Source organism: Chitinophaga hostae, assembly GCF_018224885.1.
In the GTDB taxonomy this organism is placed as follows: Bacteria; Bacteroidota; Bacteroidia; order Chitinophagales; family Chitinophagaceae; genus Chitinophaga; species Chitinophaga hostae.
Window position 1 is genome coordinate 98,179 of record NZ_JAGTXB010000021.1, and the last position, 16,867, is coordinate 115,045.

17 protein-coding genes are annotated in these 16,867 nt (G+C 46.6%); 11 read left to right on the forward strand and 6 right to left on the reverse strand.

Translation table 11 applies throughout. The features are described from left to right. Positions 1 to 99 precede the first annotated feature (99 nt). Entirely contained in the window at positions 100 to 474 is a 375-nt protein-coding gene (locus KE626_RS28585; protein WP_211976484.1) for a transmembrane 220 family protein, read from the forward strand. Positions 475 to 717: 243 nt separating this feature from the next. On the opposite strand, the gene KE626_RS28590 is transcribed toward KE626_RS28585, so the two are convergent. After that, positions 718 to 2,958, reverse strand: coding sequence for an alpha-L-rhamnosidase N-terminal domain-containing protein (locus KE626_RS28590; protein ID WP_211976485.1), 2,241 nt, complete (start codon positions 2,956 to 2,958; stop codon positions 718 to 720). 143 nt (positions 2,959 to 3,101) lie between these two features. Between KE626_RS28590 and KE626_RS28595 the strand changes: the two genes are divergently transcribed. Both KE626_RS28595 and KE626_RS28600 read left to right on the forward strand, forming a co-directional pair. Continuing rightward, a complete protein-coding gene (locus KE626_RS28595; RefSeq protein ID WP_211976486.1) occupies positions 3,102 to 3,641 on the forward strand; it encodes a DinB family protein in 540 nt (179 codons plus the stop codon). A 66-nt stretch (positions 3,642 to 3,707) separates the two neighbouring features. Then, entirely contained in the window at positions 3,708 to 4,448 is a 741-nt protein-coding gene (locus KE626_RS28600) for an SDR family NAD(P)-dependent oxidoreductase (RefSeq protein ID WP_211976487.1), read from the forward strand. Between the two features lie 189 nt (positions 4,449 to 4,637). Here KE626_RS28600 and KE626_RS28605 read toward each other — a convergent pair whose 3' ends face one another. Beyond that, complete coding sequence (locus KE626_RS28605) at positions 4,638 to 5,165, reverse strand: DinB family protein (RefSeq protein WP_211976488.1); 528 nt, start codon at positions 5,163 to 5,165, stop codon at positions 4,638 to 4,640. 169 nt (positions 5,166 to 5,334) lie between these two features. Between KE626_RS28605 and KE626_RS28610 the strand changes: the two genes are divergently transcribed. The 3 genes from KE626_RS28610 to KE626_RS28620 all read left to right on the forward strand — a co-directional run bounded on the left by KE626_RS28610 (position 5,335) and on the right by KE626_RS28620 (position 6,900). Next, complete coding sequence (locus KE626_RS28610; protein WP_211976489.1) at positions 5,335 to 5,787, forward strand: MarR family winged helix-turn-helix transcriptional regulator; 453 nt, start codon at positions 5,335 to 5,337, stop codon at positions 5,785 to 5,787. A 63-nt stretch (positions 5,788 to 5,850) separates the two neighbouring features. After that, a complete protein-coding gene (locus KE626_RS28615) occupies positions 5,851 to 6,288 on the forward strand; it encodes a DoxX family protein (RefSeq protein WP_211976490.1) in 438 nt (145 codons plus the stop codon). A gap of 24 nt (positions 6,289 to 6,312) precedes the next feature. Next, the gene (locus KE626_RS28620; RefSeq protein WP_211976491.1) at positions 6,313 to 6,900 is read left to right on the forward strand and encodes a YceI family protein; all 588 of its coding nucleotides are present in this window, start codon (positions 6,313 to 6,315) and stop codon (positions 6,898 to 6,900) included. A 117-nt stretch (positions 6,901 to 7,017) separates the two neighbouring features. Here KE626_RS28620 and KE626_RS28625 read toward each other — a convergent pair whose 3' ends face one another. Then, entirely contained in the window at positions 7,018 to 8,301 is a 1,284-nt protein-coding gene (locus tag KE626_RS28625) for a DEAD/DEAH box helicase (protein WP_211976492.1), read from the reverse strand. Positions 8,302 to 8,429: 128 nt separating this feature from the next. Beyond that, positions 8,430 to 8,954, reverse strand: a complete 525-nt coding sequence (locus KE626_RS28630) for a YceI family protein (RefSeq protein ID WP_211976493.1) — start codon at positions 8,952 to 8,954, stop codon at positions 8,430 to 8,432. A 172-nt stretch (positions 8,955 to 9,126) separates the two neighbouring features. Here KE626_RS28630 and KE626_RS28635 point away from each other — a divergent pair, with 172 nt between their 5' ends. Then, positions 9,127 to 9,873: a DUF4184 family protein gene (locus tag KE626_RS28635; RefSeq protein WP_211976494.1), complete on the forward strand. Its 747-nt coding sequence runs from the start codon at positions 9,127 to 9,129 to the stop codon at positions 9,871 to 9,873. On the opposite strand, the gene KE626_RS28640 is transcribed toward KE626_RS28635, so the two are convergent. Then, positions 9,849 to 10,523 (reverse strand): hypothetical protein, encoded by a 675-nt coding sequence (locus KE626_RS28640; RefSeq protein ID WP_211976495.1) that lies wholly within the window; start codon positions 10,521 to 10,523, stop codon positions 9,849 to 9,851. The two genes, KE626_RS28635 and KE626_RS28640, sit on opposite strands and share 25 nt — an antisense overlap. 36 nt (positions 10,524 to 10,559) lie before the next feature. Here KE626_RS28640 and KE626_RS28645 point away from each other — a divergent pair, with 36 nt between their 5' ends. The 3 genes from KE626_RS28645 (at position 10,560) to KE626_RS28655 (ending at position 12,171) form a co-directional block, all read left to right on the forward strand. Further along, entirely contained in the window at positions 10,560 to 11,090 is a 531-nt protein-coding gene (locus KE626_RS28645; protein WP_211976496.1) for a DUF1697 domain-containing protein, read from the forward strand. A 64-nt stretch (positions 11,091 to 11,154) separates the two neighbouring features. Next, positions 11,155 to 11,628 (forward strand): RNA polymerase sigma factor, encoded by a 474-nt coding sequence (locus tag KE626_RS28650; protein WP_211976497.1) that lies wholly within the window; start codon positions 11,155 to 11,157, stop codon positions 11,626 to 11,628. Positions 11,629 to 11,631: 3 nt separating this feature from the next. Further along, the gene (locus KE626_RS28655; RefSeq protein ID WP_211976498.1) at positions 11,632 to 12,171 is read left to right on the forward strand and encodes a hypothetical protein; all 540 of its coding nucleotides are present in this window, start codon (positions 11,632 to 11,634) and stop codon (positions 12,169 to 12,171) included. Positions 12,172 to 12,191: 20 nt separating this feature from the next. On the opposite strand, the gene KE626_RS28660 is transcribed toward KE626_RS28655, so the two are convergent. Continuing rightward, complete coding sequence (locus KE626_RS28660) at positions 12,192 to 12,641, reverse strand: DinB family protein (protein ID WP_211976499.1); 450 nt, start codon at positions 12,639 to 12,641, stop codon at positions 12,192 to 12,194. An 87-nt stretch (positions 12,642 to 12,728) separates the two neighbouring features. Between KE626_RS28660 and KE626_RS28665 the strand changes: the two genes are divergently transcribed. Continuing rightward, positions 12,729 to 16,787: a hybrid sensor histidine kinase/response regulator gene (locus tag KE626_RS28665; RefSeq protein WP_211976500.1), complete on the forward strand. Its 4,059-nt coding sequence runs from the start codon at positions 12,729 to 12,731 to the stop codon at positions 16,785 to 16,787. Positions 16,788 to 16,867 lie beyond the last annotated feature (80 nt).

The following is a 16,867-nucleotide window of genomic DNA, read 5'->3' on the forward strand; positions in this document are numbered from 1 at the left end:
AGTCCGTTCTTCCACTATTCCACACTGCCGGGATAAAATAATACAAGGAATATGCTTTTGAAATAGTTTTATGTATGTTTAAGCTCTAATTGTTTTGTCATGAAAATATTGAATATTGTTCTTTGCCTAATGTTCGTTTTGTTTGCAGGCTTACAGTACAATGATCCTGATCCATATGTTTGGGTCCCTATTTACCTTTATTCCGCCGTGCTTTGCTGGCTGGCATCGCGAAACAGGTTTTACCCGAAATGGTATATTGCCGGCATATTGGTGTACCTGGCTTATGCCATCTATAAATTTTTTGATCAGAACGGGGTGGAAGATTGGTTTACCAAGCACAATGCTGAAAATCTTGCTGAAACCATGAAAGCTACCAAACCATGGATAGAAGAAACACGTGAATTCTTTGGTTTGTTCATTTGTATTGGTGCTTTGGGTATAAATTATTTCTACGCAAAAAAGAAAAGAGCCTGACGCCGGGGTTTTCTTGCCGGGGATTTTTTTCTTGCCCAGGATTAACAGTGATTATGATGATTTTCAGGATTTTTTTCTTGTGATTATAATCTGATTTTAAAAGATTCGGGAAGATCTAAGCGAATTTATCAGCTTTAGATCTTCCCGAATCTTTTAAAATCAAAAAAGGAAAAATCCTGAAAATCATCATAATCACTGTTAATCCTGGGCAAGAAAAAAATCCCCGGCAAGAAAACATCCGTTTTACAGGTTAATTTCCTGGGCGCCTCCATTCAGCGTAAGTTCCCGGCCTCTCCAGCGGAACTTGCCAGTAACCCCAAAGGGGAGTCTAACGGTACCGGACACACGATTATTACTGAATGAAAGATCTGTTTCTATCAGGCCGCCATCCGGATGCGCCATTACCGCTTTTACATGCGGCGCCGGCCCGGGATCAGGTGCGATCAGTACGGTTTTGAAATTCCACGAAGTAGATTGAATACCGGCGGTAATACCGAGTAAAAACAGGTTGGTTACTGCTGCCGCCGACTGGTACATCATAGCGTTGTTCTGCTCTTTCATTGTCAGCAACCGTTGCAGTTCTGCCGGGAAAGCGCCAGTAACGCCGGTTTCCTGCATGGCTTTGAAGACGTAATATTTTTCGCGGAGTGATTCATCCGGATGCGGACTTTCATTTAACAGGCGCTGCATTACATTTTTCACCTGTCGCGGCGGTATCGCATCTGCCAATACAGCCATCGCATTGGTATAACGGGAAAATGTTTTCTTTGCAGGCGTTTCTGCGTACAGTCCTTTATCTCCATCAAAACATTGCTGGTACCATACCTCCCGCAGTTTGTCGGCAGTACGGCTCCACGCCAGTGAATCTGCCGGCTTATCGCAATAGGCCGCGATGGCGGAGGCTTGTCGTAATGTATACAGGTATTGCCCCGTAAGTGGTCCCAAAGCGGTGCTATCCCGGTAAGGCATATTTCCGGGCAGGCCGGTGGCCGGGTCCTGGTGACGGTCTACCCAATCGAGGATACTGCGTACACCCGGGAATAATTGTTTTGCCAGGGCCTTATCTCCTTTGTACAACAGGTAGTCCTGCAGGGTGCTGATCCACGACAAAGCATCGCTGATGTTCAGCACCCGATCGTCGGACGGGTAACGGGAGCGAACAAGCCCCTCGGGAATGCGCGACTGGTCAGTTTGTATCAGTGCATTCCTCAGCAGTTGATCATCTCCGGAAAAAAATGCGATAGCGAGCCCGTGTATATGTGCATCCTGGATGTATTGCAGTTGTTCCTGCAGGGGATCATTATAGAGATTATCCTGGGCGCCCAGCATGGCGGCATGTTTGCCGGTATTCCACAATGAATCTGTTAATGCGTTGGCGGTAAAGGAAGATTTGTCTTTCAGTGCGTACTGCGTGTATACGTTATAGTAATCGACCAGCGTGAGCGGCGCCTTATCCGTTTCTATATCCAGTTGCACATAGCGGAAGGTGCGGTATCCGGATGGTGTAAACCTGCGGCGGGTTCCACCATCGGGTTTGATTACATCATATACGCGTGTACTGTTTTGCCAGGCCGCCTGGTAAGTGATTTTGACGGTGGCGTCTAATCCGCCGCTGAGGAGCATTTCGGGAAAACCGGTAGTTTGCTGGCCGCAGTCCAGCTGCAATCTTATTTTTCGTTTAGCCGGTATGGTGAGAGGCGCTGTTCCTTTCAGCCATGCAGCGTCTGCGTTAATACCCTGCTGCGAAACAATCGTTGCAAAATTCTGCCGTTCCTGGCTCAATGGTCCTATTGGCCGGGGTGTGAGCAAGCGCCAGTCGTTCGCACTGTTACCCTGTAAAGCCACGCTCGCCGTTGTCACCGCGGGGTTCCAGCAGCTATCTTTGAAATTGGGCTGTTCCCATCCCCAGGGGTGGTATTGTGCGGTGATACTATCGCCGGCGTATGCGCCATAGAAAGTATTTGCAGTAACGGGCAGGGTGTTAAAAGCTTCATCTTCCATTGCCTGCCAGGTGGTGGTGCCTGTATTGACGATGGCTGCTTCGCGCGGCGTATGCCCCTGCAGCAACAGGCCGGCAGCTGCGGTGAATTGCCCGCGGGGTTTGCTGCTGCCATAGTTCACCACTTCTGCTGCGATTATATTATGACCATATTTCAGGTAAGGGCTGATGTCTGTTGTTTCGTAATACCAGTTGGCCAGGTCGCCGCGTGCGGGCCCGGTACCAGCCAGGCGGCCATTTACATACAAACGGTAATAGTTATCAGCAGAAATATGGATAATAAACGGACCTGAATAATTCAGCAGGTCGAACTGTTTGCGGAAAAGATACACCCCGTATGCGGCTGAAGTGGCGGCTCCGGCGCTGATCCAGCGGGCATCCCATTGCATGGGCGTATTGCGGGGCGTTTCCGGCGCCTGGGCCTTTACAGCTATGCTCAATCCTATGAGTGCCGGCACCAGGATACATCGTTGCAGATATTTCATAGAAGGATGGTTGTAGATCAATAGGTAGTCAGGATATATTACCTGCAAATATATTAAATATTGTAATAAGATGATTATCCCGTCTTTGGCGCCCGGGGAGCGAGAAAAAATGTTCGTATATTCATCTCCCTTAAACTCACCATATGAAAAAAGAAGCCATCCATCCCGATCCCGGGTATTACTCCCGTTATATCAGCTACGTACCTGACCTGGACATGAAAACAGTGCTGGAACAGACATTGCAGGAGCTGCAGGCATTGGATATTGCGAAGCTGGAGTCATTGGGCAACTACGCTTATGCACCCGGCAAATGGACGTTAAAAGGCGTTTTCCAGCATATCACAGATACGGAAAGGGTATTTGCCTACCGTGCCATGATGTTTGCGCGGCAGGACAGGCAGGTGCCGCCAAGTATGGATCAGGATCTTTATGCCGATCATGCGGAGGTAGACCACCGGAGTATGGCAGATATACTGGAAGAGCTGATCCTGTTGCGTAAGGCTACTATTGCCCAGTTTAACAGTTATACGGATACCGCGTTGTTGAGAACAGGTATGTGCTGGCAAACGGAGATGTCGGTACTGGCGCTTGGATTTACAATTGCCGGTCACCAGCTGCATCATATGGATATCATCCGCCAGAGATACCTGTCGGCGCATACTAACATGGAGGTTAGTAGTTAACAATTAACGCACCTCTTCTTTAAACCAGGCGGCGGTTCTAGCTTTGCAGGCATAAAATCAATTTATATGAAACGTCTGGAAAACAAGATAGCCCTGGTTACAGGAGGAAGTCGCGGTATGGGAGCAGCCATCGTAAAACGTTTAGCCGGAGAAGGCGCCACAGTAGTTTTCACTTATGTAAAAGGCGCCACACAGGCAGCGGCCCTGGTGGAAGAATTAACAGCCCAAGGTCAGCAGGCAGCAGCCATTGCGGCCGACAGCGCAGATGCGCAGGCAGTGATCGGCGCAGTAGATCATACAGTGAATACCTATGGCCGCATTGATATCCTGGTTAACAACGCCGGTACAGCCGTAATGAAAGAATTTTCCGAATATACACTGGAAGATTATGAGCATACCATGGCAGTAAACACCCGCGCCGTATTTGTGGGCACGCAGGCAGCCACCAAACATATGGGTAACGGCGGCAGGATCATTACTATCGGCAGCTGCATGGCTGATCGTGTAGTAGGACCATACGGCACACTGTACAGCATGAGTAAATCGGCGCTGACCGCCTTTAATAAAGGGCTTGCACGTGACCTGGGTAACCGTGGTATTACCACCAACCTGGTACAACCCGGCCCGGTAGATACTGATATGAACCCAGCCGATGGCCCGCATGCTGATTTTCAACGGCAGCACATCGCCCTGGGACATTATGGGAAGGCCACTGATGTAGCCGACCTGGTAAGCTTCCTGGCAGGCCCGGAAAGCAGTTTTATTAATGGTTCGGCCCTGACTATTGATGGAGGACTGAATAGTTGATGAAACAGCTTTTAGCTGTTAGCTTTTAGCAAAATGCAGCGAGCCAGCTTTTAGCTTTTAGCAAAAATGCAGCGAGCCAGCCGTTAGCTTTTAGCAAAAATGCAGCGAAGGTCATCACATGATCTTCGCTGCATTTTTGCTAAAAGCTAACGGCTAATGGCTAAAAGCCGGTTCGCTCCCTTTCCCGATTTACCTAACGATTAAATTCCAGTACATATAATCCGTCATCGGCGCATCGGTAAACCCCACGCTGCGGCCAATAGTAACCACCTGTCCGCGATGGTAAGCGCTGTGATTAGCCACATGCTGCATCATTTCAAAACGGGGAATATCAAAATCACCGGTAAAGGGGATGTTTACGCTGCAGGTATCCGCCATTTCTGCTGCTGATAATGATTCAAAATAGCTATTGAGGCGCCTGGAAGAGGCAGCCAATCCTTCCATGGCTTCCTGTACGGTGCCGGTATAAACTTCTCCATAGGTAAATTCAGGTTTTTCACCGGCCATGTTGGCCAGCCACCAATCCTGCACAGTCCAGAGGTGACGAAGGGTTTTGCGGATAGAGGAAAAGCTGGAAGCTACCTCTGTATCCAGTAATTCAGGCGTTTTGGTTTCCAGCCATGCCAGCAGGGTATTATTGGCCCAGAGATTCCAGGCGGCGTTTGCCCGGGCAATAGCAGAAAAAGAGGTTTGGGGTGCAGTGGTAGCGTGTATCATAGTTGTTCGTGTTTTGTAATACAAAGGAACTACCGGCAAGTGACAACTGTTTGTCAGCAGGTTTTAAAAAAAGTAAAAAATATTTTTCAACCCCTGTTTTTGCTGAAAATTTGGAAAAATGAAAAATACACCTACCTTTGTTGTATAAACAACAGTTGTAGATGTAATTATGAAACTGGAAGAAGAACTGAAGCAGACCAGGTTCAAGGACGAATACCAACGTGCCATGCTGAACATAATATTTACCGGTAACTGGCTGGAAGTGGGTGCTTCTCATGTGCTGAAACAATATGATTTATCGAGTCAGCAATTCAATGTATTAAGGATACTTCGTGGAAGCTATCCCAAACCATTAAATCTGCTGGATATACAGGAGCGCATGATGGACAGGATGAGCAATGCTACCAGGCTGGTAGAGAAGCTCCGTCAGAAAGCACTGCTTACCCGCAAACAATGCGATGCTAATCGTCGTAAGGTAGAAATCGAAATCACGGAGAAGGGGCTGGCTTTATTAAAGGAGCTCGATCCGGTAATGGAGAAAAATCACAGGGAACTCACAAAAAAACTGACTAAAGACGAAGCGATGATCTTAAACGAATTGTTGGACAAACTTCGCGATTGATTTTTTTTGCTCCAACAATTGTATATACAATAAAAGTACACACATTATTAAACCTACAGTATCATGTTCAAACGATTACTTCAAACAGACAACAGTCTTACCGCTTTCATAGTGCGCATCACCGTAGCACTGGTAATATTACCACATGGCGCCCAGAAATTACTCGGCATGTTTGGCGGGTATGGATTTAAAGCCACCATGAATTATTTCACTTCTTCCGGTACGCCGGCCATACTTGCTTTCCTCGTAATACTCACGGAAAGCATTGGTGCACTGCTGATCCTTTTTGGATTTACCACCAGGTTATGGGCAGCGATGCTCACCGTTATTATGCTGGTAGCTATGAACATGCACAAAGCCAACGGGTTCTTTATGAACTGGGGCGGTACGCAGGCAGGAGAAGGATTTGAGTACCATTTGCTGGTAATCGGTATCTGTATAGCGCTGATCATAAAAGGAGCCGGACGTTGGTCCGTTGACGGTCAGCTTTCAAATAAATAATTAACTAAATTCAATAAAAAAAACATGAAAAAAGGTTTCTTTTTCACCGCCCTCCTGGTATTAGCCAGCATCGTTTCTTTTGCCCAGGTAAAATGGAATGCTGATCCTGCTCACTCCAGCATCATCTTTGGTGTAAAGCACTTGGGGCTGAGTTATGTACAGGGTCATTTCACCAAATTCAATGGTACTATCGAAACTGCCGACAGCACTAATTTCCAGAATGCGAAAGTTGATTTCACGGTAGATGCTTCCAGCATTTCCACCGGTGTAGATCAACGCGATGGCCACCTGAAAACAGATGACTTCTTTAACGTTGCAACATATCCTTCTATCACACTGAAAAGTGTTTCCCTGAAGAAATTAACAGGCAACAAATACGTATTGCTCGCAGATCTTACCATCCGCAGCACCACAAAACGTGTAGCCTTCGACGTTACTTACAACGGTGTTATTAAAGATCCATGGGGATTAAGAAGAGCAGGTTTCACGGCAAAAGCTACGATCAACCGTCTTGATTTTGGCGTGAAGTACGCAGACAAATTACCTTCCGGCGTATATGCGGTAGCGCCTACTGTTGATATTACCGTGAATGTGGAAGCAGTAAAGCAATAGTTAGTTACTGATTATAGTGTTTTGAATGTATGGTCCCGGTGTAAGCCGGGATCGTTTTTTACATAAAAAAATGGCCGCTCCTACCGGAACGGCCACCTCCTATCTTTTACCAACGGCTTACTTCTTCTTCGCTTTTTTCTTCACATTTGCCGCGGCTCTTTTCTTTACTTTTTTCTGCACTTCTGCCAGTTCCTTGTTATGCTCATCCAGCAGCAGTTGCCAGTTGTCGTTAGGAATATCTTCGGAGAAACTGATGGTTTCACGGTAATCATCTTTATTGATCTTCATCTCCGTAATATTCTTTCCCAGGAATTTCTGTATTTCATCCAGTATGGGTTTTTCCTCCGTACTGCAGAAAGAAACGGCTTGTCCTTTCTGTACGCCACGGCCGGTACGGCCTACGCGGTGTACATAGTTCTCAGGCACATCCGGTAAATCGTAGTTGACCACGTAGTCAACATTCGGAATATCGATACCACGCGCGTTTACGTCTGTAGTGACCAGCACTTTGATGTCTCCTTTTTTGAATACATCCATTACACCAAGGCGATCGTCCTGTTCCTTGCCGCCGTGCATGGTGAGTGATTTGACGCCAATACGCGCCATTGCCGCCATTACACGCTCTGCCCGCACTTTAGTCCGTACAAATACCAGGATTTTACTTTCAGGAAATTCCTTGATCAGTCTTTCCAGGAAAAAACGTTTATCATCCATTTCCACATAGGCCACAGCATGGCTTACATTTTTAGCCACCGGATCTTTGGGAGATATTTGTATGCGGATAGGGTTATTTACCACGGAATAAGCCAGGTCCTTGATATCCTTGTTCAGCGTAGCAGAAAAGAAGAGGGTCTGGTGTTCGCGGGGAATATGTTTGATCACATCGCGGATATCGCGGATAAAGCCCAGATCGAGCATGTGATCGGCCTCATCGAGTACGAGGGTTTTCACCTGGCTCAGATCTATATGTCCCTGGTTAATCTGGTCAAACATACGACCAGGCGTGGCAATGAGTACATCCACTCCTTTTTCCAGTACTTTGATCTGCGGTCCCTGGTCTACGCCACCTACCAGTGCCAGGATACTCAGGTCAGTGTATTGTGCTATAGATTGAAATACTTCGGCAATCTGGATGGCCAGCTCACGGGTAGGCACCATCACGAGACATTTCACCTCGTACTTTGCTTTACGGTACTTACGGTCCTGCTGCTGTAAGCGATGCAGTATAGGAATAGCAAAAGCCGCTGTTTTACCGGTTCCTGTTTGTGCAATCGCCATTACATCATCTCCGTTGAGGATAGATGGGATGGCTTTGAACTGTATATCTGTAGGCTTTTTAAAGCCCATTTCTGCCAAACTGTCCTTTATTTCGGGGGAGATATTGTATTGTTCAAATTTCATGAGCACAAAGATAGGATAAAGCTGAAAGCAAAAAGCATAAAGCTTCCCGAGCGAGTGACCTGAGCGGAGAAACTTCCGCATTAACCATTCGCTCAGGGAGCTTTATGCTTTTTGCTTTCAGCTTTATCCTATTGTTTAATCAGTTGTATTTCCATGTTGAGTTTCACCTCGTCGCTGAGCACAATACCGCCGGCTTCCGTGGTGGCATTCCAGCGCAAACCGTAGTCGGCGCGGTGTAAACGACCCTTCAATGCAAATCCTGCTTTGGTTTGTCCGTATGGATCTACTGTCACACCGGCATGCAGCACATCCAGTTCAATAGGATGTGTTTCGCCTTTAATCGTCAGGTCGCCCAGTAATTTGTATTGTTCGTCATCTATCTTTTTTACTTTTTTGGAGACGAAGCTGATTTTGGGATGGTTGGAGGAATCAAAAAAGTCGCCATTCTTCAGATGTTCATCCCTTTGCCTGTTCTGTGTATCAATACTATCTGCCGCCGCTTCGAAGGAGATAGTTGCATCATGAAAATCCTCGCTGTCGGTTTGAATACTTCCGGTAAACCGTGTAAAAAATCCACTCACATTCGTAATCATGAGATGTTTAACTTTGAATCCGATTTCGCTGTGTGATTCATCAATTATCCAATTTGTCATAGCACATTGTTTTTTTATGTTTTCAAAGACCTAATAAAAATACATGTTATCACACGAATAGCGTTGGATATTTTACCGGAAATGATGGACGATTATAACATTAACATTTCTTTACAACAACCCTGGTATTTATTAGAAATAATTTAAATTTATAGCCAATACCCGTAGCAAAATGCCATTTACTATATCACATGCAGCGATAGTTGTTCCCTTTTATAATACCTCCCGCCAATACCTGTCTGCCACCGGTTTAATTATTGGCAGCATGGTGCCTGATTTCCTGTACTTTATTTTCCTGAATCCTTATTTTAATGCGGGGCACCAGTGGTGGGGAATTTTCGTATATGATATACCGTTAGCCCTGCTGCTGGCCTGGCTTTATCATAGCATTATAAAACCGGTATTACTGCCATACCTCCCCGGGTGGGCAGGTAGCAGGTTACAGCTATTCCGTTCCTTCAACTGGACCAGCTATTTCCGGCAGCATTACCCGGTGGTGATCACGTCCATTATCATCGGTATCCTGACACATTTTTTTCTCGATGCATTTACGCATGGAGAAGGCCGCTTTGTTACCTGGATGCCTTTCCTGCAAAGGGACATACAGGTATGGCGGCATCCTATGAAAATGTGGTACCTGATGCAATATCTCAGTTCAGTAGCAGGGTTGCTGTTGCTATTCTACTTCTTCCTGAAAATCCCAATGGTAAAAAACAGTCCGGCGGTGAGCATTGCAGGCAAGGCCGGCTTCTGGCTTATCACCGCTATACTGAGCAGCGCCATACTATTGATCAACGAACACTTTCATCATATCGACTGTAAAGGCATGGACTACCTGGCTACCGCGCTGGGCGGCATTTTCTATGGGTTAATCATTACCGTGTTGTGGGCAGGCTATTCATCACGATCGGTCCGGTAACACCATTCCATGTTCAGCGTTTGCAACATGAAATTAAACCGGGCTTCGTTGTTGGTGCCGATATATACGCCATTCACCTGTGCATCCTGCTCAGTGGTGAGTACAAGAATATCTTCATAGTCGTTGGTAAAGAACCGTAGCAACTGGTTAGAAATTCCTTTCTGTTCCTCCCAGTTGCCGGTAACCGCAGCGATATGTGTTGCAGTCAGGTCTTCTTCCAGGTCAGTAAATGCTGTGTGGGTAAGCCCTCCAAGCGCACCATTCCACCACGCCATCGACAGCAGGAAATGTTCTGTCGTATCTGCATCGGTAAACCATTCCGCCCTGCCGCTATCGTAGGTACCATATACGGGTGGATTATCCAGCTGCAGGGCTGCTTTCTCGATACCCCATAAAACTACCGCCTGGTTTTCCTCATAAAATACCAGGTGTTCATCTTCCGAAAAACCTATTTCTCCCAGGGAAGTTAAACGGTTAAAACTGTCGTTCACCACTTTATTATTACCCAGCGAAAGATAATACTGCCGGAGAGATGCCGGTATTTTAACCTGTAAACGGTCTTCCAGTGCGTCGATAGCTGCTTCCGGATAGCCATGATTGGCATCTTCCGTTAAGTTGTATAATTTGCGAATGATTTGTAGATAGTGCATGATAAAACAAACTTACAAAGTAAAGTTGAAACCCTTATGACCAAATACGTTGCTTTTCTGCGGGCAGTGAATGTAGGCAAACGAATCGTTAAAATGGAAGACCTGCGACAACAGCTGGGTGAGGCTGGATTTAAAAATGTGAAGACTTATATCCAGAGTGGCAATGTGATGTTTGAATCCGGCAGTACCCATGTTGCCGCGCTGGCTACCAAAATAGAAAAGCTGTTGCTTAAAAACTATGGATTTGAGGTCCCCGCTATTATCCGGTCGGTACCTGAACTGGAGCTGGTAGTGAAACACACGCCATTTCCCGGCGTTACGCCCGACAAATCATTGCAGGTATACGTATCCTTCCTGTCGGCCCCGGCGGGTCCGCATGCGGCCGGAGTGATCGCTGCGCTGCAGTCGCCCGCAGAAACCCTGCATATGAAAGGTTGCGAAGTATATACCATGATCCGGAAAGACCTGGAAACCAAGCCGCTTGATGTAGTGGCGCAACTCGAAAGAAAACTGGGCATCCCCTGCACTACCCGCAACTGGGCTACCGTCAACAAAGTGATCTGGTAAATATTTTGAAACAATTGTAAGTTTTTGGGGCCCTGCTGCAACTAACCTGCTAAATAAATCATTCATGGATCAACAGGCATTTCTCGTTAGCATACAGCAGCACCAGGGCATATTGCATAAGCTCTGCCGTTTGTACCGGGATAGCCCGGAAGACCGGGAGGATCTTTTCCAGGAGATGATTTACCAGCTGTGGAAATCGTATCCCACTTTCAGCGGAAATGCCAAAATCAGCACCTGGATGTACCGGATAGCGCTTAACACCGCGCTGGCAGGCTTTCGTAAGCGCAGCATCCCGGTAACCTATACTGATACGCTCCCGGATTTGCCCGCCACTACCGACCATAATACCACCATACAGCAGGACCGGCTTTTTGCCGCGCTCAGTCAACTCAGTGACGCCGAGAAAGCTATTATTGCGCTGTACCTGGAAGACATGAGCTACCAGGAAATCGCCGGCATCATTGGTATAGAGGAAAACTATGTAGGGGTGAAGATTAACCGGATAAAAAACAAGCTTAAAAACATTTTAAACTTATAAACAATGGATCCTTTAAAAGCAGCATGGGACAATATCCCCACACCTTCCCGCAGTACCGCCGACATTCAGGCCATGGCCGTTAAACAAACATCGCCTGTGATCAAACAGATCAGGAAACAACTCATCATAGAAGCCATAGGATATACCCTGTTTTTAGTGGTATACTATGATTTTTTTGATGGCGATAAGAAACCTTTTTATCTCAATGCACTGCTGGTAATATCTGTCATATTTATGCTGGTGTATAACGTTGCCGGCTATATGATGGCAAAGCAACCATCCACGGGTAGCAATTTACTGCAAACCATGCAGCAGCAATTACGGCAACTGAAGCGCTATGCGGCTGTAGCAGTCACTTCCAGGGTATTGGCCTTTGCAGGAATATTTGCGTTCTTCCTCGCAAATATTCACTGGAACAATCATAAATACCTGGCAGTGGTATTGATTGCCGCAGCGGTTTTCATACAGCAGTTTTATCTGCGGAAAATATGGGCCGGCCGGCTTAACAGGTTTAGTAATATTATTACTGAATTGAAGGGATAAATGTTTGTTACAGTTGATAATTAATACGCCCCCACTATCTGTTTCAGATGATGCTCCATATGATGAAGATAATCTTCAATTAAAAACTGCAAGGGCAATACGGTACCATCTCCATACTTGCAGCATTTCAACAGATCATCGTCGCTGATCACTTTAACAATAGCTGCAATGTGCCGGTTGTAGGTTTCCCATAGTTGCAGGATCAGTTCCCGGTCCTGCTCCTGGTATTGCTGAACGCTTACCCAGGCATCGCCATCATAGGCAATGGTAGGCACATTTTCCACTCTTCCGCGAACAAACCGCTGGTGGTTGTTGGAAGCAGAATCGACCAGGTGCCCCAGGATTTCTTTCTTGGACCATTTGCCGGGCGCCCGCTTAAATGTAAAATCAAAATCAGGTATACGCCGGACACTATCAGGAATAATATCGCACAGGTGCAATAGTTGCTGCGCTACGTGCTGCACTGCCATAGTCTTCTCTTTTGATTCAAAAATAGATTTTTATCGGCAGAAAATACCTGCCTTTTCAATAGCTTTATGAATAGTTAAAACAGGCCTATGCACCATGTTGGGAAAATTTGTTTTGTTTTATGGGTGTTGGTGATCGTTGTAAATAACATTTTCGCTACCGGCCATCCGATTAAATACCTGGGTATTGAGGATGGCTTATCCAATAATGCGGTAACCAGTGTATACCAGGACCACAAAGGGTTTATGTGGTTTGGTACTTATGATGGTCTGAACCGGTATGATGGCTATAAATTTAAAATCTACCGTAACAAAATTGGTGACAGCAGCTCACTGATAGATAACGGTATTTATACCCTGGCAGACGACGCCCGGGAGCAGCTCTGGGTAGGTGGCCGCAAGGGCGTATGCGTATTTAACCCGGTGAATGAAAAATTTACCATGCCGGTATACCTGCCGGTAAACGGTAAAACACCACGCAAAGCAGATGGTAATATACATATTATCAAATCTGATGATAACGGCATTCTTTTAGTCGGTACCGAAAAAAACGGGTTGTTGTTGTTTAATAACAGTAGCAGTACCGGCAAACAAATACCGCTCAATAATTTACATACCACCATTACCAGCTACGAGGTAACCGGTATTGAGTTTACCGGGAAATATGCCTGGATATTTGTGCAGAACATTGGTTTGTGCAGGTATGATATCGCGCGCGGGCAACTGGATATTATCTCCAGAGATATCCCACGCGGTAATTGTTTAACCGCCGACAGATCAGGCCATATCTGGCTTGGCACAGATACCGGCTTTTTCCGTTATATCCCTGCCACCGGGAAATACACCGGCAGTGCCCTGGCGGAAAGCAGCAAAATTGTAAATCTTTTTACCGACAGGGAAGGCATCATCTGGGCCGCTTCCGATGGTAATGGCATTTTCCTGTTGACGCCTGCTGATTCCGTGGCAACTGCTTTTACCACCAGGGGTAATATGCCCCAACTCAGCAGTAATGCAGTATACGCCGTATTCGAAGACCGGGAAAGCCGGAAATGGATAGGTACCCTGCGTGGCGGCGTTAATATCGTGGAAGCCAAACGCAATCCTTTTGAGTTGAATGTGCTCAACAAAAATCCCGATGCCAGGGCGATCGACAACTTCACTTTTTCTTTTTGTGAAGATGAAAAACATAATGTCTGGATAGGAACCGATGGCGGGGGATTAAAATACTGGAACCGGGAAAATAACACCCTGACTTCCTACCGTCACGAAGCAGCCGGTCAACCCGGCATCAGCAGTAATTTTATTACATCTATTATCCGCGACAGGCAACAAAACCTGTGGATGTCGACCTGGTTCGGCGGCGTTAACCGATACTCCGCTGCCAGCAACACTTTTGTACATTATGTTTGCTACAATCCCTATACGCATGCCGCGGAAAATAATGTATGGACCGTGTATGAAGACGGCCGGCAGGACATCTGGGCCAGCACTACCAACAACGGTACCTTGTACCGCCTGAACCGGCAGCAACAACAATTTGAGCTTTTTGACAGCAGCCTGGTAAACATGCAATGCCTGGCAGAAGACAAAGCAGGTAATTTCTGGGGCGGTAACTATTCTTCCCTGATCAAAATAGACAGGGACCTGCGGCAGCACCAGCGATTTGATATAGGGTATACGGTGCGGTCTATTCATGAAGACCGGCAAGGCAGTTTCTGGGTGGGCACAGACGGCGGAGGTTTACTGCGCTTCGACCGGAACACTGGTCAGTATAAGCGTTTCACGACTTCAGAAGGATTACCCAGCAATACTATTCTCCGAATCCTGGAAGACAATACCGGCACCCTGTGGCTCAGCACCTTCAACGGGCTGTCGCGGTTTGACCCCGCTAAAAACAGCTTCCGCAACTACTCTGCCTCCGATGGTTTGCAGAGTAACCAGTTTAGCTTTAACGCAGCACTGAAACTAAGTTCCGGAGAATTTATGTTTGGCGGCATCAAAGGCTTTAATATTTTTTACCCGGATAGCGTATATGCCCGCACCGCTATTCCGCCCGTATTGCTGACAGCTATCCGTGTCAACAATGTATCCATCACGCAGCTGGACAATTACGTATCCGGCAGAACCAGGGAAGAAGTAAAGGAAATTACGGTTCCTTACGATAAGGCTACCGTTGCCTTTGACTTTGTAGCACTGGAATATACCCTGCCGGATAAGATCAGCTACGCCTACCGCCTGCGGGGATGGGACAACAACTGGAACTATGTAGGACAAACCCGTACGGCCAATTACACCCATTTACGGGAAGGCACTTACGTTTTCGACCTCAAGGCCAGCAATGCCGACGGGTTGTGGAGCGATGATATTCATACCATTACCCTGATCGTATTACCACCCTGGTACCGGACCTGGTGGGCATATCTTATTTATATTACCAGCATTATTGCCGCGGTGTACCTGTACACCAGCTACAAAGCCAGGGAGGAAAGATTGAAATACGAGATCAAACTGGCCCACCTGGAAAATGAAAAGGAAAAGGAACTGAACGAAAAAAAGCTCTCGTTCTTTACCAATATTTCCCATGAATTCAGAACACCGCTTACACTGATCATTAACCCGCTAAAAGAGCTGTTGCAAAATAAAGATAACCGGGACCTCAGCATCGTATACCGCAATGCCAGGCGCCTGCTTAGCCTGGTAGACCAGCTGTTACTGTTTCGTAAAGCGGACCGGGATGGCGATCAGCTCAAAATATCCCGGCTGGACATTGTAAATCTTTGCCATGAAGTATACCTGTGCTTCTCCCAGCAGGCCATCATCAAAAATATTGACTACCAGTTTCACAGCCAGGAAGCGGCCATTGACATATATGGCGACAGTGAGAAACTCGAAATCGCCATCTTCAACCTCTTGTCTAATGCCTTTAAGTTTACCCCCGATCAGGGCAGTATCATTTTTGAACTAACCGACGATGAGCATGAGGTGACCATCACCATCAAAGACAGCGGTTGTGGTATTGAAGGCAGTGTAGGCAATCGGATCTTTGAAAAATTCCAACGGGCACAGGACCAGCAGGAATCCCTGCAAACCGGTTTTGGAATCGGGCTTTATCTCGTAAAACATTTTATTGACAGGCATCATGGCGAAATCACCTACCACAGCGAGGTAAATCAAGGCACCGCCTTCCTGGTTACCCTGAAAAAGGGAAATGGGCATTTTGCCGGCGCCCCCCTGCTGGAAAACATCGCCCCTAAATCGGCTTTCCTGGAAGAATTATCAGCAGCCAGTACGCTGGGAAATGCCCCTGTTGTTCCTGCCGCCAGGGAAATAGAAGGCACCGGCACCGTGATCACCGAGAAAAAATCCATACTGCTGATCGACGATGACGATGAAATCAGGCAATACCTGCAACAGCTGTTTAAAGATACCTTCCTGGTATATGAAGCCGACAATGGCAACAGTGGCTTTGCTGCCGTACAACAGTATATGCCCGACCTGGTGATCAGCGATATACAAATGCAGGGCATGGACGGGGTGGCCTTATGCGCCAAAATCAAGCAAACGGCCTCCATCAGCCATATCCCGGTGATATTGCTAACCGGTTCTTCTGCCTCCGACACCCGGATCAGGGGAGTGGAAGGCGGCGCCGATGATTATATTACCAAGCCCTTTGAAAAGGACTTTCTACTGGCCAAAGTCCACAACATTATTAAGAACAGGAACCTGCTGCAACAGTACTTCTTTGATCGCATTACACTCAAAAACAGCAATATCAAAGTACCCGCCGAATACCAGGATTTCCTGAAAAGGTGCATTGAAATTATCGAAGACAATCTTGACAATGAGGATTTTTCCATCAAAAAGTTCACCCTGGAAATCGGCATGAGCCATTCCAGTCTTTATAAAAAAGTCAAATCCATCTCCGGGCAAACCATCAACTCCTTTATACGGTCAATCCGTTTACGAAAGGCAGCCGTTTTGCTGCTCAAAGAAAATTACACCATTACCCAGGCTTCCATGCAGGTGGGGATTGGTGATATTAAGTACTTCCGGGAGCAATTTGTAAAGTTGTTTGGGATGAACCCTTCCGATTATGTAAAAAAATACCGGCATTCGTTCAACCAGGACTTCAATGTAACAGAAGGATGACATTTCCGCACTGGCATTGATTTACAGCGAAATAACACCTGAAATACCCCCTGCCGTTTTTTACGATTTTACCCCCTTTT